Raw genomic sequence first — 23,924 nt, forward strand, 5'->3', positions numbered from 1 at the left:
CACCTGATGTGAGAAAACAAGCTTCGCCATGAAGACCCCTGCCCTGCTACAACGACCCGGCAGCCGCCTGGCCGCGCTGGCCGCCGCGACGGTGCTGATGCTCACCGCCTGCGCCAGCTCCACCCCGCCCCCGGCTCCCGCGCCGGCCCCCGTGGCACCGCCGCCCGTCGAGGTGCTCGCACCGAACGCCAATCTGCATGTCGAGGGCATTCCGGCCGTACCCCGCAGCCTGGTGCAGGCGGTCGACAAGTACACCGATTTCCGCGGCCACGCTTTTGTCGACTGGCACCCGCAAAAGCGCGAGATGCTGGTGGCGCATCGGCCCGCCGGCGGCAGCACGCCGCAGCTCTTTCGCGTGTCGGCCCCGATGGCCGAGCCCGAGCGCCTGACCGACTTCGCCGACCCCGTCACCAGTGCGCAGTACGAGCCGCTGGAAGGCCGCTACATCGTCTTCGAGCGTGCCGCAGGTGGCAACGAGGTGAACCAGCTTTACCGCATGGATCTGGAGACCCGCACGGTCAACCTGTTGACCGACCCGGACCAGCGCCACAACTTCGAGACCTGGCTGCACGAGAAGCGCGGAACGCCGAGCCAATTGCTGTACAGCTCGGTGCCGCTGGACCGCACGGCTGCTGGCGGCGCGCGCTCCACCATCAACACCACGCTGTGGATGCTGGACCCGCAAAAGCCCGATGCCCGCCGCAAGGTGGCCGAGCTGCCGGGCGGTGGCTGGAACGCCTCGCACGTGTCCTGGGACAACAAGCGGGTCGCGCTGACGAACTACCTCTCGGCCAACGAATCGCAGGTGTGGCTGCTCGACCTGGCGACTGGCCAGCGCCGGCAACTGCTGCCCAAGGCGGGCAGCAAGACGCGCGCCACGCACCTGGCCGCGGGCTTTTCCCGCGACAGCAAGGCGCTGTTCTTCACCAGCGACGCCGCGGGCGAATTCAACGAGCTGCAACGGGTGGACCTGGCCAATGGACGCATCACCCGCGTCACGAGCGACATCGCGTGGGACGTGGCCGGCACGGCCTTGTCGGACGACGGCAAGCTGGCGGCGCTGAACATCAACGAAGATGGCCAGGGCAAGTTGCACCTGTTCGACGCTCGCCGCCTCAAGGAAGTGAACGTGCCACCGCTGCCGGCCGGCAACCTGGGGGGCCTGCACTTCCACCCGCAGCGTGGCGAGCTGGCCTTCGGCCTGAACGGCTCGGCGGGTCCGAGCCAGATCTACAGCCTGGATCCCGCCAGCGGCGACGTGCAGCAATGGACCCGCGCGTACGCGCCGGCCGGTGTCGACCCCAGCCGCTTTGCGCCGCAGCAGATCGTGCGCTGGAAGAGCTTCGACGGTCGCACCATCTCGGGCCTGCTCACCCTGCCCCCCGCGCGCTTCACCGGCAAGCGCCCGGTGCTGATCAACATCCATGGCGGCCCGGAAGGCCAGGCGCAGTTCGGCTTCCTGAACCGCAACAACTACTTCGTCGAGGAGATGGGCATCGCCATCCTGCAGCCGAACGTTCGCGGATCGACCGGCTACGGCAAGACCTTTGTGGCGCTGGACAATGGCATGAAGCGCGAGGATTCGGTCAAGGACATTGGCGCCTTGCTGGACTGGATCGTCACCCAGCCTAACCTGGATGCGTCACGCATCGTGGTGGCAGGCGGCAGCTACGGCGGCTACATGAGCCTGGCCGTTTCCACGCACTACGCCAACCGCATCGCCGGATCGATCGATGTCGTCGGCATCTCGCATTTCGTCACCTTCCTGAACAACACCGAAAGCTACCGGCGCGACCTGCGTCGGGTGGAGTACGGTGACGAGCGCGACCCCGCGATGAAGGCTTTCCTGGAACAGATCTCGCCGCTGACGAATGCTGCGCGCATCACCAAGCCGCTGTTCGTGGTGCAGGGCCGAAATGACCCGCGGGTGCCATGGACGGAGGCCGAGCAGATCGTGCAGAAAGCGCGAGCCAACGGCACACCGGTGTGGTACCTGCGTGCGGAGAACGAAGGCCACGGTTTCCAGCGCAAGGAGAACGCTGACTACCAGTTCTACGCCACCGTGCTCTTCCTGAAGGACACGATGAAGCTGCCCTGACGGGCGTTCGGTGGAGGGTCGCCAAGGCCCCACTGCCATGGCAACTTTCTCAGCCGCCTCCGGGCGGCTTTTTGCTGCGCGCGTCTGCCCGCCCGCCCTCGGAACGCACCCAACGTACGTCGCAGCAACCAAGCCGGGCCTCGTCTCGCGCGCACGTAGCGCACGTAGCAATCGCCAAGCCACCGTGCACGATCGTCGCGTCGGGAATTCCCCCGTTGCTCACGTCCGCGGCTCCGTCGCATAGTGTGCGGGCACGTTTTCGAACGAGCGTGCTATTTTAAAAACTGCAGGAGACGAGCATGGCGAAACGCATCGTGCGTGGGGTGTCGTGGTTCGTGTTGTTCGCAGCAGGGTTCTGGGCCCTGGCGCATGCGACGAACTACTCTCTGTGGATCAACGGCCGCACCGGCGGCGGCCAACTCGGCAACCACGCCGACTTCAGCTACTGGGGGCCGGCCACGGCCAATGCCGGCGTCAACAAGAAGTCCGTCAACTGGGACGGCTACAACCACATCTCCGACCAGAACTACCTCGTGCGCGATGCGCTCGACTGCTATTGCACCGGGCAGAACTGGTGCTACATCGCAGCACACAGCGCGGGCGACTTGCAGATCGGCTATGCACTGGCGATGTACGGCGGCACCTCGCGCATGGTGAAGAACGCGTCGCCGAACAGCGGGGGCCAATGCGGCAACCTCAACGGCAGTTCGCAGACGGGCTGGAACATCAAGTGGGTCGATGTGGGCGGCGGCGCGGCCGGTGGCTCTGAACTGGCCGATGCGGGTGACTGGGCACTCGACGAACCCTTGGTCTCCGACCTGAAAACCTCCACGGCACGCGCCATGTACGACCACAGCTCCACGCGGGCCACCTGGTTCTACATGTACGCCGGCGCCAGCGGCACGCTCTACTCGTTCGTGCTGCCAGGGCAAGACGACGAGGCCATCGCCTACCACTCCAGCGGCGGCGTCTCTGGCAGCGGCAACGGCTCGTTCTGCAACCCCTCGGACTGGTTCTGCAACGACCTGACCCTGGGCACCGCGAAGAACGAAGGCGGCCGCGCGAAGTGGGGCTACCACTCGGTGATCTTCCGGGACAACGGCGAGTCGTTCAACCACTACACCAACGGCAACTGGGGCGGCATCATGAGCAAGGTGCGCGCCGACATGGAAGCCAACGCGCGCTGAGCCATGCAGCCACGTCGCACCGCCACCGTCGTGGTGGCGCTGGGGCTCGGCGCAGCGCTGCTGTGGTGGGCTGCTGACGACAGCCCCCAGGCCGCGCCCTCACCGGCGGTGGCCCTGGCCGCCCCCTCCGAGCCCGTGGCGCCAATGGCCGACAGCGCGAAGCCCGCAGCCCCGCGCCATGCCGACAAGGCGGCGGCGCGGGCGCTGTGGGAGCAGCGCCTGCAGCGCGCCAGGCACACGCTGGACAGCTATCGCCTGGCCACGCGCTACCCGCACGAGTCCCGGCCCCTTGCCGAGCACCCCGACCAGGTCCGACCCTTCGAGCCCGTGGTCAACGAGCGCCCGCTGCGTGTAGCCGGCGGTGCGACCGTCGATGGGCTGAACTTGCGAACCACGCAGGAGCGGGTCTACTCGGCAGGCGACGAGAGCGTGCTGTTCACCGTGGCGGCGGTCGATGGCGAAGGCCGCATCGTCCCCATGCAGGTGCCACGTGCGATGGCACACGAGGGTGCCACTGGGTTGAAGCCTTCGCGGGTGGCTCCCGTGTCAATCCAGTTCACCGACGACGGCCGTGGGGGTGATGCGACGGCCGGTGACGGCGTGTTGAGCTTCAGGCTGCAACCGGCGCGCGACGGATTCGCCGAGCTGGATGGCGTGATTCGTGTCGAGCTCGCGCTTCAGGCAGGCGACCAGCCAGGCTACGCGTTCTTCGATGTCATCCACTCTCCCGGCGCGCCTGCCGTCTGGGGCGGTGTGGTGCGCGAGGCGGTCGAGAAGGGCTCGTTGAACCTGTACCTGCCAGTGCAGATCCAGCAGGCTGGCCGCTACGTGGTCAGCGGCCGCATCGACGATGCCAACGGCCGGCCGGTGGCGCTGGTGAACTTCAACGAAGAGCTCGGCGTCGGGCCTGGCGAGTTCAGGCTGCAGTTGTTCGGCAAGCTGCTGCGCGACATGCAACCGGCGTTTCCGCTGGCATTGCGCGATGTCGAGGCCTTTCTGCTCAAGCCAGACGCCTTCCCGGATCGGGCCCTGATGCCACGACGCGTCGGCCTGGTGCACCGCACCCAGGACTACCCGCTGGTGGCCTTCTCCAACGCGGAGTGGACCAGCGAAGAGCGCTCGCGCTACCTCGCCGAGTACACCAAGGACGTGCGCGAAGCCGAAGACCAGCTCAACAACCTGGGGTCGGGCCCCTGATGGGGAGGCGGCGCTGCTGGTAAAACGCACAGACCGTCTTGCCAAAACCCGCCCCCAACCATGCCTACGCCACTTCGACTCTTCACCACCTTGGGCTGTGCCCTGGGCCTGGTGACCCTCGCCCACGGGCAATCCGGTGCACTGACGCCGGATGCCGAGGCCTTGCGACAAAGCGTCATGCAGACCGAACGCGCATTCGCGAAGACGATGGCCGACCGTGACCTCGCCGCGTTCACCCGCTTCCTGTCGGCCGACACGGTGTTCCAGGGCGGCAAGGGGCCTCTGCGGGGCCCTGGCGAGGTGACTGCTGCATGGAAGAAATTCTTCGACGGGCCCCAGGCGCCGTTCTCGTGGGAGCCCGACAACGTGCTGGTGATGACCGATGGCCAGCTTGCGCTCAGCAGCGGCCCGGTGCGCGACCCGGCGGGCAAGCTGGTGGCCCGCTTCAATTCGGTGTGGCGCCAGGAAGCCCCTGGCGTGTGGCGGATCATCCTGGACATGGGCAACGACGCCTGTGATTGCCCGAAACAATAGGGGTTGCTTCTCCACCCCACACCACGCCTGACATGAACAACGTCTTCTCGCCCCGGGGGCGCGCCATCAGCGCCGTTGCCCTTTGCCTGGCCAGCCTGTCGATGCCGGCAGCCCATGCCGCACTGGCCATCGGGGCACCGGCCCCGGACTTCTCCGCCGACGCCGCCCTGGCGGGGCAGCCCTACCGCTTCGTGCTCGCCGACGCGCTGAAGAAGGGCCCGGTGGTGCTGTACTTCTATCCCAAGGCCTTCACCAGCGGCTGCACGGTCGAGGCCCACCAGTTCGCCGAAGCCACGCCGAAGTTTGCGGCCATGGGCGCGACGGTGCTTGGCATGTCCAACGACGACATCGACACCCTGAAGAAATTCTCGGTGGAGGCCTGCCGCAATCAGTTCACGGTCGCCGCCGATCCGGGCGCCAAGATCATCAAGCAGTACGACGCCACCATGGCCGTCGTGCCCAACATGGCCGGCCGAATCTCTTACGTGATCAGCCCGCAGGGCAAAGTACTGCTGGCCTATTCGTCGCTGGATCCCGACGGCCACGTCAGCGCGGCCATGAAGGCGGTAGAGCAGTGGAAGGCGGGCCAGCCCGCCAAGCCTTGACCCCTCGGCCCTGCTGAAAGACTGAGTGGCGGGCTGGCACACACGCGCCAACCCGCCATCAGCTCCTCCCCTGCGGCAGTCTTCGCTGCCTGTCATGCGGCGGCCCTTCCCTGGCATCGCCACCTGATTCGACGGCCGTCTGCGCGGCCGTTGCCTCCTCGGCCCCTCCCGATCAATCGCCGCTCAACCGCTCATTTCGCGGCCGCCAGCTCCTGGTAGAAGACGCCGTCGTCCAGCGTCACGAACAACAGCCGGCCGTCGGACGACACCTTGGTGCGGCCCTCAGAGAAAGCGCCGTTGCCCACCCAGTCGAACTGGCCCGGCACGGTGAAACGCCGGCGTTCGGTCATCGTCTTGCGGTCGTACTCGGCCACGAAGTTGCTCTGAGCGAACGGGAAGTACACGACATCGCCCGCTGGCGCGTAGGCACCGCCGATCGGCGTTTGGCCCGCGTAGGTGCCCACCTTGGGGAAGGTCTTCTTCGCGTCATCGATGAAGGTGCCGCTGTAGGTGGGCACCGCCATCTGAGAGCCGTTCGGCGCGATCGCGATGTCGAACAAGAACCAGTTGGTCGTCTGGCTTGATTGGTAGCTCGCATCACCGGTGGTGTAGCGCCCGTAGGGGCCACTGGAGATGTTGCCCTCGGCAACCGCCACATAGCGGTGATTGGGGCTGGGGCTCACCATCGCCGCGGCCGACAACTGACCCAGCTCTTCGCTGAGGCCCGTGGCTGAGTCATGGCGACGCAAAGGTGTCCAACCCGAGCCCTCGAAGCGGCTCGTGACCAGCAGCTTGCCGTCGGCGTCGTAGGCCACCGCGTGGGTGCCACCTTCGTAAAACGCCAGCGGGAACGACACGCGCTTGGTCTTGCCGCTCTTCAGCGTCACGATGTCGACGAAGTTTTCGTTCGCCCCGCGCGTTGCGTTGGCCACCGCCAGGCGCTTGCCATCGGCCGAGATGTCCATGCCCATCGTCGTGCCACCGAGTGCCAACGGCGCGAGGAAGCTCTTGCTGGCGAAATCGAAACGCCGCACCTCGGCTCCGCCGCTGATGTAGAGCACCTGGTTGGCGCTGTCGAAAGCGATGTCGGCCCGGCCCGGGGCCGGGATGAAGCCACTCGCCAGCGCCTCGGCCTGAGCCGAGCCTGCCAAGGCGACTGCCAACCAAGCCAAGTGCCGGATCCACGTGGTCTGAAACGTCATAGTTCCTCCATGAACTGCAAAAAGCAGGCGCGACCGGATGGGCGCGCCACACCGACCGGCAGCCCTCCCATTCACCACCACGAATCGTTTCGAGCGGTGTCCCATCGGTGCCGTCTGTCAGTGCAGAACACAGTGTAGGAAAGCAGTGGCTCAGACGATGAGCCAGCAAAAATGGAAAGTGATCACCCCACTGTTCAGCCACGCTTCAGGCGCGCAACCACGCGAGCACTCTTTCCACGGGCCTTCCATTCGCTGAGCAGCTTGTGACGGTCGAAGATCGTCTGCTCATGGCGCTGCGCCTCGCGCTGCAGCTTGTGATAGCTCAGCAGCCGACCGGCCGGCACGATCGGGCGCACCGCACAGCCCGGCTCATCTTCGTGCTGGCAGTCGCGAAAGCGGCACATCGGCGCCAGCCGCGAGATGTCGTCGAACACCTCGTCCAGTTGCGCTTCATCCGCGTCCAGTTGCAGGCCGCGCAGGCCGGGCGTGTCGATGATGCACGCGCCGCTGATGCAGCGGTGCAGCGATCGGGCGGTGGTGGTGTGGCGCCCATGCTCATCGCCACGGCGCACGCCACCGGTGTCCTGCGATGCACCGCTGAGCAGGTTGGTGAGGGTGCTCTTGCCGGCACCACTGGAGCCGAGCAACACCAGCGTCTGGCCTTCGCCCAGCCATGGGCCCAGGGCGTCGGCACTGCTCCGATCCAGGCCGTTCAATGCGAGCACATCCACCCGGCCGCCGGTGTGGTGGCGAACCGCCTCGACGCGCGCCCGAGGGTCGGTACACAGATCGGCCTTGCTGAGCACCACGACCGGGGCCACTTGCGCGAGGCGCACCAGCGCGAGGTAGCGATCAAGGCGACGAAGGTTGAAGTCTTGTCCTGCGCCCATCACCAGCAGAGCGGTGTCGACGTTGCTGACCAGCGTCTGGCGCAGCCCGCTGCCGTTGCGGCGCACCAAGTGATTGACCGGCGGCACGCGCACCGCGGCCCACAGGGCTTCGCCTGCTTCACCGCCGCGGGCGGCCACCCAGTCGCCCACCACCAGCACCTCGCCTTGCATCTGCAGGGCCATGCGCAGGGTGGGCCAGACCTGGGCGACATGTTCGCGATCGCCGTCGTGCAACTGCACCCGATCGCGGTGTACCTCGATGACGCGCATCAGGCGGTCACCGGGTTCGGTTTGAAGGTTGAACATCTGCGCCACCAGGCCTTGGGTGAGGCCGATTCGGCGCAGCGCGTGGAAATCGATCGTGTCGAACATGACTGGGGTGATCCGCGTCAGGCAAAGGAGGTCCGTCTGCGCGGCCGGCTTCATGAGGCACGCGCATGCGGCAGCCCGGCCTGGAGGCCTGGGCTCAGCGAGGGGGAGGTGCGGATCGCCCGGCAGTCGGTGCCGGAGCAATGGACATCGGTCGGAAACCGGGGGCCGGTATCACCGGCCACACGCCGTCAGGGCGACGGCGCGGGATCAACCCGAAGTGTCAGCGCCGGTCAGCGGCAACAGACTGGCGAACCGCGAAGGGGGTGGCAATGACTTCATCCATGGCTGTCTCCTTCGACGGTGGTGGGTAGAGCGCCAACGGGTCGCCGGCGCGAGGTGCCCGCACTGTGCCGCGCCGCCATTGGCTTGTCAATCCTTCGTGTGGCCGCCCGTCCTCATGCACATGGATGATGCGCAGCCTGCCCCAGACAAGCTCAAAGGCGCGATTAGCTAACTCCTAAAATCAGCGCACTGCCACGACGGCGACAATGCCGTGCATGAACACGATCGATTTCGAACTGCGCGGCGAGTACATCGCGCTCGACGCTTTGCTCAAGGCCACCGGCATGGCGCCCAGCGGCGGCTCGGCCCGCCAGACCATCATCTCCGGCGAGGTGATGGTGGATGGACAGGTCGAGCTGCGCAAAACGGCCAAGATCCGCGCCGGTCGCGTCGTCCAGTGGGGCGATACGTGCATCCGCGTGACCGGCGAACCAGGCGCCGCGTGACACCCGCCGGGGTGACCGGGCGGCGATGGACGACGATGTTCAGAGCTTCAGCTCGAGCTGCACGCGCCAATTCATGAACGTGGGCGACAAGGTATCGGTGGTCTCGTCGCTCACCATGCTCACCGTTTCCGCGTCCTGCTGCAGCAAGTTGCTCGCCGTCACCCGCACCCGCATGCCAGGGTTCACCGTCCACAGCACATAGGCATCTAGTACCCGTTTCGCCGACTGGATCAGCCACTGCGATTCGGCCAGGCGGGTCGTGTATCCCGGCGTGTAGTTGAAGTTGCCGCCGAGGGACAGCGGCAAGCCCGGCCAGCGGTAGTCGGCGCCCAGGTTGGCTGTGCCACCGGGCTGGGAGTCGAGCCGGTTGTTCGGCCCCGGTACGCTGTCGACCGACGAGCGGAACAAGCTCACGTTGGCGCGCAAATCGACCGGCGGCGCATCGTCGACCAACTCGTTCAACCGGAATTTGGCTTCAAGCTCCAGGCCCTGCGTGCTGGCCTTGCCAATGTTCTGCGGACGCGCCACCCAGCGCGGATCGTCGAAGCCGGGCACCTCTTCCAGCGCAGTGACGGTGCGCATCACGTCCTCGATGCGGCGGTAGAACAAGTTCGCGCTGAACATGCCGCCACCGGACAGGTAGTGCTCGTAGGCCAGGTCCACGCCGGTGGCCATCTCAGGTCGCAGGTTCGGGTTGCCGGCACTATCGGGGCTCGTCGGCTGGTTGGTGCCCGTGGCAGCGCTGGAGGACACGTTGTACCGGCCGAGCAGGTTCTGCAGCGTCGGGGAGCGGTAGCTGCGGGTGAGGCTCATGCGAACCTGGTCGCGGCTTTTGGGCTCGGGCTTCCACACCGCGTGCAGCAAGGGCGTCCAGACGCTGGACTGGTTGCGCTCGCTCAGCGTATCGCCACCATCCCCCTCGGTGGTGATGCCTTCCCAGCGCAGGCCCGCGTGCGCCGCCCACTGGGGCGTCAGATTCCATTCGTCTTGCGCGTACGCGGCCCAACGCTGCGTCGACGCGCGCAGGTTCTCGTCACTCGAATAGCGAAGTTGATCGTTGAAAACGATGCGGGTCTGGCTGTCTTCGCGACGCCGGCCGAGATCGACTTCCGCGCCGGCCACCAGGTTGTTCGACTCGCCCAGCAGCAGCGTGTACTTGGCATTGGCATGCGCCGTCTGCTCCTGCGAATCGGTGTCTTCGACGACCTGGGTGGTGTCGCTGCCGAACTGCAGCCGCTGCGAACCATTGCGCGACTGCGAGGCGCCCAAACCGCCGCGCACTTCCAGCCGGCCACCTCCGACCGGCTGGCGCCATTGGCCGTTGAGGCGGGCCAGCATGAAGCGGCTGTCGCTGTCGCCCACGCTGCGGGTGTAGGCGTCCACGTCCTTGGGGGTCGCCGGTGTGAAGTCGGCGTCGGACTGTCGGGCGCCACCGCCTTCGGAGAACACCATGAACGGCATCAACATCAGCGAGGCCCCCTCGCCCATCGGGAACTGCAGGCGGGCGTTGAAGTTCAAGCCGTGGCGCCGGTCGGTCGTTTCGGTGCGCTCGATCTCGTCGAATGAAGGCGCCAGGCTGTGGGTGGTGACCAGGCTCTCGTCGTCACGCCGCCACGACCACGTGTTCAGCGTCACGTTGTAGTTGAGGTCGCCCCACTTGTCATCGCGTGACCAGGAGGCGCCGGGAGAGGTGTTTCCGTTCTCGATGCCGAAGCCCAGCTTCAGGTCGTTCAGGCGTTTGCGAAAACCTTCGCGCGTGATGATGTTGATCGTGCCGGCCACCGCCCGCGCACCGGTCTCGGCGGTGGGTGCGCGCAGGATCTCGATGCGCTCGACCATCTCGGGGTCGATCGAGTCCAACGACAGGCCGCCTTGCACCCGCTCGCCGTCGAGCAGGATCTGCGTATAGCCCCCACCCAAGCCGCGCATGCGGATCGCCCCGCCCCGGCCCGGGTTGCCGCCGACCGTGACGCCGGGCAGCCGCTTGAGCACGTCACCGAGCGACGAATCACCGAAGCGCTCGATCTCGTCTCGGCCCACGATGATCTTGGCCGCGGTCGATTGGCGCCGCTCGTCGGTATCGGTCTGGCGGGCACCGGTCACCTCCACCCGCTGAGACGGGGCGTCCGGCTTCGGCGCAGGTGCGGCACCGCCCGCTGGCGCGGCCGGCGGCGAGGCGTCTTGGGCCGCTGCGGCCATCGACACCAACCCGGTCAAGACCGTCACACCGGCATGACGCCATCCGGCGGGCCACATCGGCGTGGCGGCGGCGGACTGCAGCCGCCCTTCATCGGGAGCAACGGACGCTTGGGCGTGGTCCGTAAAGGACGCGGAACGATATCGAGACATGGGTGCCAGAGGATGCCGCATGAATTTTGTGTGAATGTGTCTGGCCAGCGGATAAATAGTCGTTGCCAAATCCGGGTTTACGCTATACTGCGTGATTGCACTCAAGGCGGCCCTGCGCCAAGTGCAAAGCAGTTCATCCCCTCTGACCTACCCTTCTGGTGGATCCGGCCGCTGCGCGAGCCGCAACCCACCCATGTAGACAGTTCTCGCCCCTGAATTTTCCAGGTGGCAGATCAAGCGGTCGGCGGCGATGTTTTTCAGCCCCACCGCTCGCCGAACCTCTCCGGTTCGGTGGCCAGGACTATTGTTTTCATGACTTTCGAATCGCTCGGCCTCGACGAGGCTTTGTTGCGCGCGCTCAAGACCGCGGGCTACGAACAACCCACCGAAGTGCAAGCCCGCGCCGTTCCGGCCGCGCTGGCCGGCAAGGATCTTCGCGTGTGCTCCAGCACCGGCAGCGGCAAGACCGCGGCCTTCGTGCTGCCCGCGCTGATGCGCATCATCGAATCCCGCAAGGATCCGGCCAACAAGCCCAAGCGCGGCGAAGTGCGCGGTCCGCGCATCCTCGTGCTGGTGCCCACCCGTGAGCTCGCCATGCAGGTCTGCAAGGCCGCATCGGACTATGGCCGCCATGTCCAGTGGCTGGCGGTCACCAATGTGGTCGGCGGCGTGCCCTATGGCGCGCAGCTGAAGGCCCTGCGCAGCCCGCTGGACATCCTGGTGGCCACGCCGGGCCGCCTGATCGACCACCTCGGCAGCGGCAAGGCCGTGCTGGAAAACGTCGAGATGCTGGTGCTGGACGAAGCCGATCGCATGCTCGACATGGGCTTCATCGAAGACATCGAGCACATCGCCGAATCGCTGCCCGCCAAGCGCCAGACGCTGATGGCCAGCGCCACGTTCGCCGGCGAAGTGGGCCAACTGGCCCAGCGCCTGCAACGTGACGACGTCGAGCGCATCGAAATCGCCGCCCACACCGAGAAGCACGAGAACATCGCCCAGCAGCTGATGTGGGCCGACGACCTCGACCACAAGCACGCCCTGCTCGACCACCTGCTCACCGAGCGCGAAGTCGACCAAGCCGTCGTGTTCACCAGCACCCAGATCGATGCCGATCGCCTGGCCGACCGCCTGCACGAGATGGGCCACAAGGTGGCTTCGCTGCATGGTGGCATGCCGCAAGGCCGCCGCAATCGCGTGCTGCAAGGCCTGCGTTCGCGGCAACTGCGCATCCTGGTGGCCACCGACGTGGCCGCCCGCGGCATCGACGTGCCGACGATCAGCCATGTCATCAACTACGGCCTGCCGCTGAAGGCGGAAGACTACGTGCACCGCATCGGCCGCACCGGCCGCGCCGGCCGTTCGGGCCGTGCCGTGACGCTCGCCGAGCGCCGCGATGTGCCGATGATTCGCCGCATCCAGCACTACACCACCCAGGCCATCCCGGTGGCCACGGTGGAAGGCCTGGAGCCGACGCGCCCGGTGCCCGATACCCAGCAACGCCCGCCGCGCAGCGGTGCGCCCCGCGGCCACCACGGCAAGGGCGGTACGGGATACGGCCGGGTGGGCGATTACTTCAACAACAAGCGCGGCGGCCCGCGCCCTGACCGCAGCCATGGCGATCGCCCCAGCTTCGGTGGCGACCGTCGGCCGCCGGCAGATCGCACCCCGTTCGAACGCCGTGAGCACGCGGGCTTCGAGCGCCGCGAGCACCACCACGAGCACCGCGCAGGCGGTGATCGTCCGGCGTTCAACCACCACGACCGCGGCGATCGCCCGGGCTTCGTGCGGGCTGAAGCGCCGCGCCACGACCGCGCGCCGCAGCGCGCGGGTCAGCCGACGGGCAAGTTCTCGCCTTCGAGCAAGCCGCGCTTCGACAACAAGGGCTCCAGCGCCGGCAAGCGGCCGCGGAAGTCGGTGTAAGCCTGTTGCGGCGGCACCGAGTCGCCGACTGAATAGATGTGGCGGTGCAGGCGCGCCGCCACATCCGCATCGAAGGGGTTCCCCACCTCTTCAAAGGCGCCGAACGCATCGGCGTCCAGTACCTCGGCCCAGAGGTACACGTAGTAGCCACAGGCATAGCTCGACCCGGCGAACAGGTGCTGGAAGTGCACCAACCGGTGCCGTACGCCCAGCGCTGGTGGCATGCCCAGGCGAGCCAGTTCCTCGCGCTCGAAAGCGCTGACATCGTCCAGCCCCTGCAGGTTCGTTTGCGCGTGCAGCGCCAGATCGACCAGCGCGCTGCCCAGGTAGCTCACCGTGTCGTAGCCCTGCCCCCACCGCTGCGCGGCTTGAAGTCGATCGATCAGCGCCTGCGGGATCGGCTCACCCGTCTGCCAATGCCGGGCGTGCCTCGCCAGCACCTCGGGCTGGCTCAGCCAATGCTCGAACAACTGCGACGGCAGCTCGACGAAGTCGCGCAACACCTGCGTCCCGGCGAGGCGGTGATAGGTGACGTTGGAGAGCAAGCCATGCAGGCCGTGGCCAAACTCGTGGAACAGCGTGCGCGCGTCGTCAAACGACAGCAGCGTCGGCTCTCCGGGCGCCGCCTTCGCGAAGTTGTTGTTGTTGACGATGATCGGCGCCGCAACGCCGCGGTTGCGCGACTGGTAGTTGAAGTCGCTCATCCACGCGCCTGAGCGCTTGCTCTGGCGTGCGAAGTTGTCCTGCAGGAACAGGCCCGCGCTGCGGCCTGCCGCATCGAACATTTCATAGGCCTTCACATCCGGGTGGTAGGCCTGGATGGCAGGGCGCGCCTCGAAGCGAACACCGAACAAGCGCTGCGCACAGTCAAACAGCGCCTGCACCATGTTGTCGAGCGAGAAGTACGGCTTCAGCTCGGCCTCGTCGATGGCATAGCGCGCCTGCCGCACCTTCTCCGACCAGTAGCGCCAATCCCAAGCCTGCGGTTCGCCATCGACCTGGTGCGTGCGCATCATCGCCACGAGCGCCTGTCGCTCGCGCTCGGCGGCCGGCAAAGCGCGGCGCCAGACCTCGTGCAGCAGCTTGCGCACCTCGGCCTGGTTCCCAGCCATCGTGTCGGCCAGCGCATAGTCGGCGTAGCAGGTGCAGCCGTGCGCCGCGGCCTGCTGCTGGCGCAGCTGCAGGATCTGCCGAGCCAGCGCGCGGTTGTCGGTCGGCCCCCCCGACTCGCCCCGCCCCACCCAGGCGCGCCACGCCTGTTCGCGCAGGTCGCGCCGCTCAGAGAAGGTGAGGAACGGCACGATCAGCGAACGGTTCAACGTGACGACATGGCTGCCTGCGGGCAGACCACGTTCGGCCGCGGCTTGCCGCGCAGCAGCGCGCACAAAGTCCGGCAGGCCGGCCAGATCGGCCTCGCTGGTCAGCGGCAGCAGATAGCTCGATTCGTCCGCCAGCACGTTCTGGGCAAATCGGGTCGTGAGCGTGGCCTGCTCTTGCATGATCGCCGAGTAGCGCGCCTGCGCACCCGGGTTGAAGCGAGCCCCCGAGCGCACGGCGTCGTCGTGCAGCCGCTCCAGCAGCCGTTGGGCCTCGGGCGACAGACCCAGTTCGTGTCGGCGGGCGTGCAGGGCATTCAGACGCCGGAACACGCCCGCATGCATCTTGACGGCGGTGTCGTGTGCGGCCAGCGGGGCGGCCATGTCGCGCTGCACCGCCTGCAGCGCGGGCGATGTCTCGGAGGCGGTCAGGTTGCCCAAGACCGCTTCGAGCCGATACAGCAGCGCACCGGCGCGATCCAGCGCCGCCACGGTGTTGTCGAAGGTGGGTTCGTCAGGCTGCGCGCCGATGGCGTCCAGCTCGGCCAAGTGCTGCCGCATCGCGTGGGCCAGCGCCGGGGCGAAATGCTCCGGGCGGATCTCGGAAAAAGGCGGCAGGCCGAACGGCCCCGTCCAGGCCGCGAGCAGAGGGTTGACGGAAGGGGCGGCGGCGGAATGAGTCATATGACAGCTGAATGACGTTATGGCGGCGATGATGCCACTGGCACGCGCTGTCACGGTTTGTCAATCACCCCAGCGGCGATCTGGCTTCCAGCCAGCACGGCAAGCGCACGGGCCCACGCACAATCCGGCCATGGACAACCGCTCAACCTCCGCGCCACCCGTTCGGGTCGGCCTGGTCGGCTTTGGCTACGCCGGTCGCACCTTCCACGCCCCGTTGCTGCGCACGACGCCCGGGATGACGCTGACCGCCGTGGCCAGCACCCAGGCCGAAGCCGTGCGACAAGCGCTGGGCGACGAGGTCGACGTGCTGCCTCACGTCGACGCCCTGCTGCAGCGCGACGACATCGAGTTGGTGGTCATCGCCACCCCGAATGCCAGCCACCATCCGCAGGCCCTGGCGGCGCTGCGGGCTGGCAAAGCGGTGGTGGTTGACAAGCCCTTTGCCCTGTCCGCCGAGCAGGCCGGTGAGCTGGTGAGCGAGGCCGAGCACCGCGGGCTGCTGCTGAGCGTCTTTCACAACCGACGCTGGGACGGCGATTTCCTCACCGTTCGCTCACTGCTGCACAGCGGCCGCCTGGGCCGCATCGTGCACGCCGAGCTGCACTTCGACCGTTTCCGCGGCCAGGTGCGGCCGCGCTGGCGCGAATCCGCAGATGCGGGCGGCGGGCTGTGGATCGATCTGGGCCCCCACCTGATCGACCAGGCCCTGCAGCTCTTCGGCGTGCCCGAAGCGATCGGGGCCGACATCGCGTCGGTGCGCGAGGGTGCCGAGGCCGACGACTGGTTTCACGGGCAGTTGCGCTACGCCAGCGGGCTGCGCGTCACGCTGCATGCCAGCGCGCTGGCGGCGCACCCCGGCCCGCGCTTCGTGCTGCATGGCACCAAGGGTGGCTACCGCAAGTGGGGCCTGGACGCGCAGGAAGACATGCTGAAGGCCGGGCAGCAACCCGACCCCGCTCGCCCCGAAGACTGGGGCGCCGACACGCAGTCGGGCGAGCTGCGCCTGTGGCGAGCCGACCAGCCCGGCGACCTGCTGGACGCCGAGGTGCTGGCCACCCAGCGGGGTGACTACCCGCAGTACTACCGCGCCATCTGCGCCGCGCTGCGCGGCCACGGGGCCAACCCGGTTCCTCCGATGGAAGCGCTCATGGTGATGCGCCTGATCGATCTCGGCCGGCGCAGCGCGCAAGAGCGGCGCGAAGTGGCGTGGTGATGCCAAGGGGTGTCGTGTGGGGCGGCGCCGACACGGTGGCGGTTGATACCATCCGCGGCCCGCACTGCTCGCGGCCCCCGCACCATGGCCCTCAAATCCACCATCTTCAAGGCCCAGCTTCAGATCGCCGACATGGACCGGTCGCTGTACGCCGACCATTCCCTCACGCTGGCCCGGCACCCCTCCGAGACCGACGAGCGCATGATGATGCGGCTGCTGGCCTTTTCACTGGCCGTGCCCGCCGACACCGACCGCGGCTCGCTCGACTTCGCAGCAGGCCTGTCGGACACCGACGAACCTGACCTGTGGCAAAAGGACCTGACCGGGTCATTGGTTCAGTGGATCGAAGTCGGCCAGCCCGACGACCGGCGGCTCGCCAAAGCCTGCGGGCGTGCAGAGCAGGTGCGCATCTGGTCGTACAGCAGCTCCACACCGATCTGGTGGAGCGGCATCGAGGGCAAGGTGTCGCGTCTGGCCAACCTGGAAGTCTGGCGCATCGATGCCGCCGAGAGCCAGGCGCTGGCCGCCTTGGCCGAACGCGGTATGCAGTTGCAGATCACGGTGCAAGAAGGCACCGTCTGGGTGGGCAACGGCAAAGACTCCGTTTCATTGGAACCTCGGCGGCTGAAAGAGATCCAGACCAGGCGCTGAGGACGCCAACACCAGGCGCTGACCGATGTTGATCGGGCGGCGCCGGGGGCTGGCCTATCATCCGCCGCGCCGGCCGCACCCCTGGGCCGAGCCCCCGCCGCCACCGCGGCCCTCTTCCACGTCCGTACATGCCCAACCACCTGCTCACATCGCTCGCTGCTGCGCTGATCGGCGCCGCGGGCGCACCTGCCATGGCCCAAACACCCAGCCCCGTCACGCCCGCCACCGCTGCCGCCGAGGCCGATCCTTACCTGTGGCTGGAAGATGTGACCGGCGACAAGGCGCTCGCGTGGGTGCGTGAGCGCAATGCCGCCACCCGGCCCCAGCTCGAAGCTCACCCCGACTTCCAGGCCAATCGCACGCGCTTCAAGGAGATCCTCGACTCCAAAGAGAGCATCCCGATGGCCCACCACCAGGGCGGTTGGCTCTACAACTTCTGGCGTGACGAGCAGCACCCGCGGGGCCTGTGGCGGCGAGCCACCCTGGCCGAGTACCGCAAGCCGCAACCGGCGTGGGACGTGGTGCTCGATCTCGATGCGCTGGCCAAGGCCGAAAGCGAGAACTGGGTCTGGGCTGGCGCCAACTGCCTGGGCGGGCGGTCCAACCGCTGCCTGATCTCGCTGTCTCGCGGCGGCGCTGATGCCTCGGTCGTGCGCGAGTTCGACCTCGCCACCCGGCGCTTCGTCGACGGTGGCTTCACGCTGCCCGAAGCCAAGAGCATGGTCGATTGGCTCGACGAAAACACGGTGTTCGTTGGCACCGACTTCGGGGCCGGCTCGTTGACCGATTCAGGCTACCCGCGCGTCATCAAGCGCTGGAAGCGGGGCGAGCCGCTGAGCGCCGCCGTCACCGTGTACGAGGGCCAGAAGACCGATGTCTCGGCCTTCGCCAACGTGGACCACACGCCTGGATTCGAACGCGTGGTCTTCGGCCGCTCGCCCGACTTCTTCAGCACCGAGATGGCGCTGTGGCAGGGCGACAAGGCGGTCGTGATCGACAAGCCCGCCGATGCACAACTGAGCTTCTGGCGCGATCTGGTGTTCGTCGAACTGCGCAGCGACTGGGCGGTGGGCGGCAAGACCTGGCCCCGCGGCTCGCTGCTGGTGGCCGATGCGGCCGCCTACCTGCGCGGCGAGCGCGCATTCACTGCGCTGTTCACGCCCACCGCCACCCGATCGCTGGCGGGCTACTCGACGACCAAGACGCGGGTGTTGCTGAACGTGCTGGACAACGTCTCGGGCCGCGCCGAGGCCTGGCACCGCGATGCCAAGGGCCAGTGGGCGAAGAAGGACATCGTCGCCCCCTACCCCGGCACGCTGCACGTCACTGGCTTGCACGATGCACAGGTGCAAGACGACCCGCTGGCTGAAAACTTCTTTGCCACCTACACCGATTTCCTGACCCCCGACACCCTCTCGCTGGGCGCCACCAGCTCGGATGCGCTGGAAAAGCTCAAGGCCCGCCCCACCTTCTTTGACGCCACCGGCATGAAGGTCGAGCAGCGCTTCGCCACCTCGAAAGACGGCACCAAGGTGCCCTACTTCGTGGTGTGGCCCAAGGGCGCCAAAGCCGATGGCAGCAACCCCACGCTGCTGTACGGCTATGGTGGCTTCGAGGTCTCGATGAACCCGGCTTACTCGGGCGCGTTGGGCAACGCCTGGTACAGCAAGGGCGGCGTCTATGTGCTGGCCAACATCCGCGGTGGCGGCGAGTTCGGCCCGGGCTGGCACCAGGCGGCCATCAAGCAGAACAAGCAAAAGAGCTACGACGATTTCATCGCGGTGGCGCAAGACCTGATTGCCCAGAAGATCACCGATGCGCGCCACCTGGGCATCCAGGGCGGCAGCAATGGCGGGCTGCTGGTCGGTGCGGTGATGGTTCAGCGGCCTGACCTGTTCAACGCCGTGGTCTGCCAGGTGCCGCTGCTTGACATGCGGCGCTTCAACCAACTGCTGGCGGGTGCCAGCTGGATGGGTGAATACGGCAACCCCGATGTGCCGGAGGAATGGGGCTGGATCTCGAAGTACAGCCCCTATCAGAACCTCAAGGCCGGCGTGAAGTACCCGAAGCCGCTGATCATCACCAGCACGCGTGACGACCGTGTGCATCCGGCGCACGCCCGCAAGATGGCCGCGCGCATGATCGAGCAGGGCCATCCGGTGCTCTACCACGAGTACATCGAAGGGGGCCACAGCGCCGCCGCGGACAACGCCCAGCGCGCCGACCGGCAAGCCCTCGAATTCGCCTACCTCTGGCAGCAACTGGGTCGCTGATCGCTCGGTTCGCCGTGAACCTCAAGGGCCCTTCGCGGGCCCTTTTTTGTTGCTGCCGCGAAGAGCCTGAGCAACTGGGTCCAGGCCCATCTCATGAGGCCAGCGGGGATGGGCAACAATCCGGCCGCGTTCACAGAGCCCTCATCGACCGATCGTGACCCATCCACCCTTCGTCGACTACCAAGCTGTCCTCGATCAGATCCACGCCGAAGTGCAGCCCTTGCTGGGGCGCGGCCGCGTGGCCGACTACATCCCCGAGCTGGCCAAGGTGCGTGGCGACCAGTTCGGCATGGCCGTGGTCACGCTGGACGGCACCGTCTACAGCTGTGGCGACGCACGCACGCCGTTTTCGATCCAGTCCGTGTCGAAGCTGTTCGCGCTCACGCTCGCCTTCCAATGCGTCGGCGATGCGCTGTGGGAGCGCGTGGGCCGCGAGCCCTCCGGTTCAGCCTTCAATTCGCTGGTGCAGTTGGAAACCGAACAAGGCAAGCCGCGCAACCCGTTCATCAACGCCGGAGCGCTGATCATCACGGACGTGCTTTGCACACGTTTCGTGAACCCTGAGACCGCGCTGGTGGAGTTCGTCCGCCGGCTGTCTGGCAACGCCACGCTCCAGTACGACGACCGGGTGGCAAAAAGCGAGCTGGCCACCGGCTTTCGCAACCGCGCCATGGCCAACTTCATGCGCAGTTTCGGCAATCTGGTGAACCCGGTCGACGACGTGATCGATGCGTATTGCCGCCACTGCGCGATACGCATGGACAGCGTCGACCTGGCCCGCGCCGTCGCGTTCCTCGCCAATGGCGGTGTGAACCCCTGGACGGGCGAAACCATCGTCGATGCCAGCTCGGCCAAACGCCTGTCGGCCCTCATGCTCACCTGCGGCACCTACGACGCCGCGGGCGACTTCGCCTACCGGGTGGGCATCCCCTGCAAGAGCGGCGTCGGCGGCGGCATCGTCGGCCACATCCCCGACGTGCTCGGCGTGTGCGTCTGGTCCCCTGAGCTGGAGCCCTCGGGCAACTCCATGGCCGGCAGCCACGCGCTGGAGCGCTTCACCACGCTCACCGGGCAGTCGCTGTTCTGATCGATCACCCTCACCCACCATGATGACGAACGGCGCACCGACCGGGATCGACGCCTTGATGGCGCACTTCTACGCCGCGTTCGACAACCGTGAGGGGCGCATGCCGCAAGCCGACGACATGTGCCGGCTCTTCATCGCCGGAGCGCTCATCACCCAGTTCCGACAAGACGGCCACATCGACAGCGTGAGCCCCGAAGACTTCGTGCGGCCTCGCATCCGCATGCTCACGGACGGAACGCTGAGCTCCTTCCATGAATGGGAAGATGGCGCCACGACCCAGGCGTGGGGCCGGGTGGCGAGCCGGCATTCGCGCTATGCCAAGCAGGGCCTGCTGAACGGCCGCCCCTATCAGGGCATTGGCCACAAGCTGTTCCAGCTCGTCGAGACCCCGATGGGCTGGCGCATCGCCTCCATGTCGTGGATCGACGACGAATCCACCACCGGCTGAGCCGAGCCACCGGGCCATTGCCCGGCCCGGATCAGGCTCTGCTCTCGGCTTCCTGCAGCAATCGCCACATCACCTTGCCCGAACCCGATTTGGGCAGAGCGTCGACGAATTGCACGATGCGCGGCGCCTTGTAGGCGGCCATGTGCTCGCGCGCCCAGGCGATCACGTCCTGCTCACTCACACGGCCCTTGGCGTCCGCGCGCAGCACGACCATGGCCTTCACCGTCTCGCCGCGGTACTCGTCTTTGGAGGCGATCACGCAGGCCTCGGCCACGGCCGGGTGGCCGTAGAGCAGCAGCTCCACTTCAGAAGGCCAGACCTTGAAGCCGCTGGCGTTGATCATCCGCTTGAGGCGATCGGTCAGGAAGAAGTAGCCGTCTTCATCCATGCGGCCCAGGTCGCCGGTGCGGAAGTAACGACGGCCATCTTTCTCGACGAAGGCCGCCACCGTGGCGTCTGGGTGCTTCCAGTAGCCCTGGAACACCATCGGGCCGCTGGTGATGATTTCGCCCACCTCACCCACGGGCAACTCTTCGAGCGTTTCGGGGTCGACGACGAGCGAATCGACGCCGAAGATGGGCATGCCCAGGCACTGCAGCTTGGCCCGCTCGGGCGGGTTGGCGTGGCTCGGTGCCGCGGTTTCGGTGAGGCCGTAGCCTTCGGCGAACGACAACCCGAATTCGTCGAGCAGGCGCTGGGCCACCGCCTCGGGCATCGCCGCACCGCCGCCGGACAGATAGACCAGGCTGGAGAGGTCGAAGCTCTTGTAGTGCGGGCTCGCGAAGAGATCGATGATCATCGTGGGGATGCACGTCCAGTGCGTCACCTTGTAGTGCGAGATCAGGCGCCCGGCCAGTTCGCGGTCCCAGCGCGGCAGCAGCACCATCGTCAGCCCGGCCATCACCGAGCCGATCACGCCATACATCATCCCGGTGATGTGGAACATGGGCACAACCGCGAGGCTGATCGATTCGGCACTGGCGTGGCCCCACAGCGCCCCGCCGATCGCATTGGGCATCAAGGTGCGGTGGGTGTGCATGCACCCCTTGGGCAAGCCCGTGGTGCCCGAGGTGTAGGGCAACAGCACCAGATCGTCAGCCGTCGCCGTGGGTGGCGCCTGCGGCCTCAGGCCGGCGGCCATGGCATCTGCCCAGCGGGTGGCACCTGCCGGCAGCGGTGGGTCGGCGCGCAGCCATTGCTCGATGGCCGGCTGGGGTGCGAGGCCAGGTTCCAATACCTCAGGCAGCGTCTCGGCATAGCGGGTCACGAGCAAAGCCGCCAGGCGCTGCGATTCGGGCAGACGCTGGTTCGCCTCGGCCACGATGCCCGCCAGATCCGCCGCACAGATCACGACCTTGGTCTCGGGATCGGTGATGTAGTGGCCGAACTCGTCGACCCGGTTCATCGGATTGACCGGCACCACCACCGCATCGGCGCGCATCACCGCATAGAACGCCACCAGGAACTGCGGGCAGTTCTGCATGAACAGCGCCACCCGATCCCCCTTGCGCACCCCGCGCGCTTGCAGCCAGCCCGCCAGCGTCTCCGCCTGGGCTTTCAATTCGGCATAGCGCAGGGCCTGGCCCAGAAACCAGGTCGCCACCTTGTGGGGGTAGCGAGCGGCCGTCACCTCCAGGTTGAACCACAGCGTGGTCTCGGGCACCGTCAATTCCAGCGGCAGCCGACGGGGCCAGTGCTTCAGGTGCGGGCGTTGGGCAGGGATCATGGCGATGTCGTCCAATGAAGAGGTCAAGCCGCCGGCCCAGCGCCGTGACTCGTCGGTACCAGGGTATAGCTTGGCTCGCCGCCAGGCGCCAACCGGGCCCACCCGAGTGCACCTTGTCACTCCGGCGACAAATCACTCGCCGCCGGCAGCGAGCAGCGCTACATTGTGGTCACGCCTGGGCCGCTCTTGACGCCAGCCCGGTCACCCACGCCAGCGACGACGATGACCAGCCTGCCCTGCGTGATCGACATTGAGGCCTCCGGCTTCGGACGTGGCAGTTATCCGATCGAGATCGGGTTCGTGCTGCCGGACGGCCAGGCCCGCTGCACTTTGGTGCGCCCGGACGCCAGTTGGACGCATTGGGACGCCAGTGCCCAACAACTGCACGGGCTGACCCGCGAACTGCTGCTGCGGCACGGCCGCCCCGTCCACGAAGTGGCGGCGCTGCTGAACGAGACCCTGCGTGGCTGCCCCGTCTACTGCGACAACTGGGCCCACGATTTCGCCTGGCTCGCCCGCCTGTTCGACCAGGCCGACACCACGCCCGCCTTTCAACTGCGACACCTGCGCGAGCTGCTTGACGATGCGCAAGCCGAGCGTTGGGATGCAGCCTGCGCCCAGGCCCGGGCCGGCCTCAAGATCGACCGCCACCGCGCCAGCAACGACGCACGCGTGTTGCAGCAGGCGCTGGGCCATCTGCGCCTGGCCGCCCCGGCCGACAGCCCCATCCGCTGATGCCCGCCGCAGGGCACCCAGGCCCGAGCGCGTATCACCCTTACTGCGGGCTTTCCCATAGGCTGCCGGCCCAGCCTCGCCCCCTAGAATCGCCGGCCTCATTCAAAGGTCCTCACCCGGGGCCCCAGATCGCAGGTTCGCCAACGCCGACGACATGACCCACGCGCTGATCGACCGTCGCCAATGCCTGCGCCAGCTCGGTGCCCTGGGCGCCCTGTCGGTCTCGCAGCCTGGCTTGGCGGCAGAGTCCGGCGCGACACGGTACCTGCCGACGCCCAAAGGGAAGGTCGTCCTCTCGGTCAGCGGTCTTGTCAGCCGCACCAACGCGCCCGGACGCGCCGATTTCGATCTGGACATGCTCGCCGCCCTGCCACAGCGGCAGTTGGTGACCCGCACGCCCTGGCACCAGGGCCCCCAGACCTTCACCGGCCCGCTGCTGCGCGACGTGCTGGCCGAGGCCGGAGCGCGCGGCCAGCACCTGATCGCCGTCGCACTGAACGACTACCGATGCGAAATCCCGTGGGAAGACGCCGAGCGCTTCGAGGTGGTGCTGGCACGCCTGCTGAATGGCGAGCCGATGCGCGTGCGCGACAAAGGGCCCCTCTTCATCGTCTATCCGTACGACGCCGACCCCCGGCTGCGGTCGGATCGCTACTACGCCCGGTCTGCATGGCAGTTGCGCAGCCTGATCGTCCGGTCTTGAGGC

Annotated in this window: 19 protein-coding genes; 14 read left to right on the forward strand and 5 right to left on the reverse strand. The window is 67.3% G+C overall.

Features of this window, described 5'->3' with window-relative positions:
* The first annotated feature begins 28 nt into the window (after positions 1-28).
* The 5 genes from AACH06_RS25175 to AACH06_RS25195 all read left to right on the forward strand — a co-directional run bounded on the left by AACH06_RS25175 (position 29) and on the right by AACH06_RS25195 (position 5,621).
* Positions 29-2,098 (forward strand): S9 family peptidase, encoded by a 2,070-nt coding sequence (locus AACH06_RS25175; RefSeq protein WP_341428559.1) that lies wholly within the window; start codon positions 29-31, stop codon positions 2,096-2,098.
* Between the two features lie 299 nt (positions 2,099-2,397).
* Positions 2,398-3,285: a hypothetical protein gene (locus tag AACH06_RS25180; protein WP_341428560.1), complete on the forward strand. Its 888-nt coding sequence runs from the start codon at positions 2,398-2,400 to the stop codon at positions 3,283-3,285.
* A 3-nt stretch (positions 3,286-3,288) separates the two neighbouring features.
* Positions 3,289-4,482, forward strand: coding sequence for a hypothetical protein (locus tag AACH06_RS25185; protein WP_341428561.1), 1,194 nt, complete (start codon positions 3,289-3,291; stop codon positions 4,480-4,482).
* A 60-nt stretch (positions 4,483-4,542) separates the two neighbouring features.
* Entirely contained in the window at positions 4,543-5,016 is a 474-nt protein-coding gene (locus AACH06_RS25190) for a YybH family protein (RefSeq protein ID WP_341428562.1), read from the forward strand.
* Positions 5,017-5,048: 32 nt separating this feature from the next.
* The gene (locus AACH06_RS25195; RefSeq protein WP_423222082.1) at positions 5,049-5,621 is read left to right on the forward strand and encodes a peroxiredoxin; all 573 of its coding nucleotides are present in this window, start codon (positions 5,049-5,051) and stop codon (positions 5,619-5,621) included.
* A gap of 191 nt (positions 5,622-5,812) precedes the next feature.
* Here the strand turns inward: AACH06_RS25195 and AACH06_RS25200 are convergent, their stop codons facing one another.
* Both AACH06_RS25200 and rsgA read right to left on the reverse strand, forming a co-directional pair.
* Positions 5,813-6,823: a YncE family protein gene (locus AACH06_RS25200; RefSeq protein ID WP_341428563.1), complete on the reverse strand. Its 1,011-nt coding sequence runs from the start codon at positions 6,821-6,823 to the stop codon at positions 5,813-5,815.
* 194 nt (positions 6,824-7,017) lie between these two features.
* On the reverse strand, positions 7,018-8,085 hold the full coding sequence (rsgA, locus tag AACH06_RS25205) for a ribosome small subunit-dependent GTPase A (RefSeq protein ID WP_341428564.1): 1,068 nt from the start codon (positions 8,083-8,085) through the stop codon (positions 7,018-7,020).
* A gap of 497 nt (positions 8,086-8,582) precedes the next feature.
* Between rsgA and AACH06_RS25210 the strand changes: the two genes are divergently transcribed.
* Positions 8,583-8,813, forward strand: a complete 231-nt coding sequence (locus AACH06_RS25210) for an RNA-binding S4 domain-containing protein (protein WP_341428565.1) — start codon at positions 8,583-8,585, stop codon at positions 8,811-8,813.
* Between the two features lie 39 nt (positions 8,814-8,852).
* Here AACH06_RS25210 and AACH06_RS25215 read toward each other — a convergent pair whose 3' ends face one another.
* Positions 8,853-11,162, reverse strand: a complete 2,310-nt coding sequence (locus AACH06_RS25215) for a TonB-dependent receptor plug domain-containing protein (RefSeq protein ID WP_341428566.1) — start codon at positions 11,160-11,162, stop codon at positions 8,853-8,855.
* Between the two features lie 312 nt (positions 11,163-11,474).
* Here AACH06_RS25215 and AACH06_RS25220 point away from each other — a divergent pair, with 312 nt between their 5' ends.
* Complete coding sequence (locus AACH06_RS25220) at positions 11,475-13,085, forward strand: DEAD/DEAH box helicase (protein WP_341428567.1); 1,611 nt, start codon at positions 11,475-11,477, stop codon at positions 13,083-13,085.
* Here the strand turns inward: AACH06_RS25220 and AACH06_RS25225 are convergent.
* The gene (locus AACH06_RS25225; RefSeq protein ID WP_341428568.1) at positions 12,995-15,085 is read right to left on the reverse strand and encodes a M3 family metallopeptidase; all 2,091 of its coding nucleotides are present in this window, start codon (positions 15,083-15,085) and stop codon (positions 12,995-12,997) included. The genes AACH06_RS25220 and AACH06_RS25225 overlap by 91 nt on opposite strands.
* 130 nt (positions 15,086-15,215) lie before the next feature.
* Here AACH06_RS25225 and AACH06_RS25230 point away from each other — a divergent pair, with 130 nt between their 5' ends.
* The 5 genes from AACH06_RS25230 to AACH06_RS25250 all read left to right on the forward strand — a co-directional run bounded on the left by AACH06_RS25230 (position 15,216) and on the right by AACH06_RS25250 (position 20,757).
* Positions 15,216-16,298 (forward strand): oxidoreductase, encoded by a 1,083-nt coding sequence (locus AACH06_RS25230; protein ID WP_341428569.1) that lies wholly within the window; start codon positions 15,216-15,218, stop codon positions 16,296-16,298.
* Positions 16,299-16,382: 84 nt separating this feature from the next.
* Positions 16,383-16,949: a YaeQ family protein gene (locus AACH06_RS25235; RefSeq protein ID WP_341428570.1), complete on the forward strand. Its 567-nt coding sequence runs from the start codon at positions 16,383-16,385 to the stop codon at positions 16,947-16,949.
* Positions 16,950-17,077: 128 nt separating this feature from the next.
* A complete protein-coding gene (locus AACH06_RS25240; protein WP_341428571.1) occupies positions 17,078-19,222 on the forward strand; it encodes a prolyl oligopeptidase family serine peptidase in 2,145 nt (714 codons plus the stop codon).
* Between the two features lie 154 nt (positions 19,223-19,376).
* Entirely contained in the window at positions 19,377-20,309 is a 933-nt protein-coding gene (locus AACH06_RS25245; RefSeq protein WP_341428572.1) for a glutaminase, read from the forward strand.
* A 19-nt stretch (positions 20,310-20,328) separates the two neighbouring features.
* A complete protein-coding gene (locus AACH06_RS25250) occupies positions 20,329-20,757 on the forward strand; it encodes a hypothetical protein (protein WP_341428573.1) in 429 nt (142 codons plus the stop codon).
* Positions 20,758-20,788: 31 nt separating this feature from the next.
* Here AACH06_RS25250 and AACH06_RS25255 read toward each other — a convergent pair whose 3' ends face one another.
* Positions 20,789-22,483 (reverse strand): long-chain fatty acid--CoA ligase, encoded by a 1,695-nt coding sequence (locus AACH06_RS25255; protein WP_341428574.1) that lies wholly within the window; start codon positions 22,481-22,483, stop codon positions 20,789-20,791.
* A 222-nt stretch (positions 22,484-22,705) separates the two neighbouring features.
* On the opposite strand from AACH06_RS25255, the gene AACH06_RS25260 reads away from it, so the two are divergent.
* Both AACH06_RS25260 and AACH06_RS25265 read left to right on the forward strand, forming a co-directional pair.
* Positions 22,706-23,218 (forward strand): 3'-5' exonuclease, encoded by a 513-nt coding sequence (locus tag AACH06_RS25260; protein ID WP_341428575.1) that lies wholly within the window; start codon positions 22,706-22,708, stop codon positions 23,216-23,218.
* A gap of 154 nt (positions 23,219-23,372) precedes the next feature.
* Complete coding sequence (locus AACH06_RS25265) at positions 23,373-23,921, forward strand: putative pterin-binding protein (protein WP_341428576.1); 549 nt, start codon at positions 23,373-23,375, stop codon at positions 23,919-23,921.
* Positions 23,922-23,924: the final 3 nt, after the last annotated feature.

The sequence above is a fragment of the Ideonella lacteola genome (genome assembly GCF_038066555.1).
Lineage (GTDB): Bacteria > Pseudomonadota > Gammaproteobacteria > Burkholderiales > Burkholderiaceae_C > Ideonella > Ideonella lacteola.

Excerpts from the sequence above, each read along its gene's own strand:
- AACH06_RS25175 (WP_341428559.1), top strand. The coding sequence starts at position 29 with ATGAAGACCCCTGCCCTGCTACAACGACCCGGCAGCCGCCTGGCCGCG.
- AACH06_RS25180 (WP_341428560.1), top strand. The coding sequence starts at position 2,398 with ATGGCGAAACGCATCGTGCGTGGGGTGTCGTGGTTCGTGTTGTTCGCA.
- AACH06_RS25185 (WP_341428561.1), top strand. The coding sequence starts at position 3,289 with ATGCAGCCACGTCGCACCGCCACCGTCGTGGTGGCGCTGGGGCTCGGC.
- AACH06_RS25190 (WP_341428562.1), top strand. The coding sequence starts at position 4,543 with ATGCCTACGCCACTTCGACTCTTCACCACCTTGGGCTGTGCCCTGGGC.
- AACH06_RS25195 (WP_423222082.1), top strand. The coding sequence starts at position 5,049 with ATGAACAACGTCTTCTCGCCCCGGGGGCGCGCCATCAGCGCCGTTGCC.
- AACH06_RS25200 (WP_341428563.1), bottom strand. The coding sequence starts at position 6,823 with ATGACGTTTCAGACCACGTGGATCCGGCACTTGGCTTGGTTGGCAGTC.
- rsgA (WP_341428564.1), bottom strand. The coding sequence starts at position 8,085 with ATGTTCGACACGATCGATTTCCACGCGCTGCGCCGAATCGGCCTCACC.
- AACH06_RS25210 (WP_341428565.1), top strand. The coding sequence starts at position 8,583 with ATGAACACGATCGATTTCGAACTGCGCGGCGAGTACATCGCGCTCGAC.
- AACH06_RS25215 (WP_341428566.1), bottom strand. The coding sequence starts at position 11,162 with ATGTCTCGATATCGTTCCGCGTCCTTTACGGACCACGCCCAAGCGTCC.
- AACH06_RS25220 (WP_341428567.1), top strand. The coding sequence starts at position 11,475 with ATGACTTTCGAATCGCTCGGCCTCGACGAGGCTTTGTTGCGCGCGCTC.
- AACH06_RS25225 (WP_341428568.1), bottom strand. The coding sequence starts at position 15,085 with ATGACTCATTCCGCCGCCGCCCCTTCCGTCAACCCTCTGCTCGCGGCC.
- AACH06_RS25230 (WP_341428569.1), top strand. The coding sequence starts at position 15,216 with ATGGACAACCGCTCAACCTCCGCGCCACCCGTTCGGGTCGGCCTGGTC.
- AACH06_RS25235 (WP_341428570.1), top strand. The coding sequence starts at position 16,383 with ATGGCCCTCAAATCCACCATCTTCAAGGCCCAGCTTCAGATCGCCGAC.
- AACH06_RS25240 (WP_341428571.1), top strand. The coding sequence starts at position 17,078 with ATGCCCAACCACCTGCTCACATCGCTCGCTGCTGCGCTGATCGGCGCC.
- AACH06_RS25250 (WP_341428573.1), top strand. The coding sequence starts at position 20,329 with ATGATGACGAACGGCGCACCGACCGGGATCGACGCCTTGATGGCGCAC.
- AACH06_RS25255 (WP_341428574.1), bottom strand. The coding sequence starts at position 22,483 with ATGATCCCTGCCCAACGCCCGCACCTGAAGCACTGGCCCCGTCGGCTG.
- AACH06_RS25260 (WP_341428575.1), top strand. The coding sequence starts at position 22,706 with ATGACCAGCCTGCCCTGCGTGATCGACATTGAGGCCTCCGGCTTCGGA.
- AACH06_RS25265 (WP_341428576.1), top strand. The coding sequence starts at position 23,373 with ATGACCCACGCGCTGATCGACCGTCGCCAATGCCTGCGCCAGCTCGGT.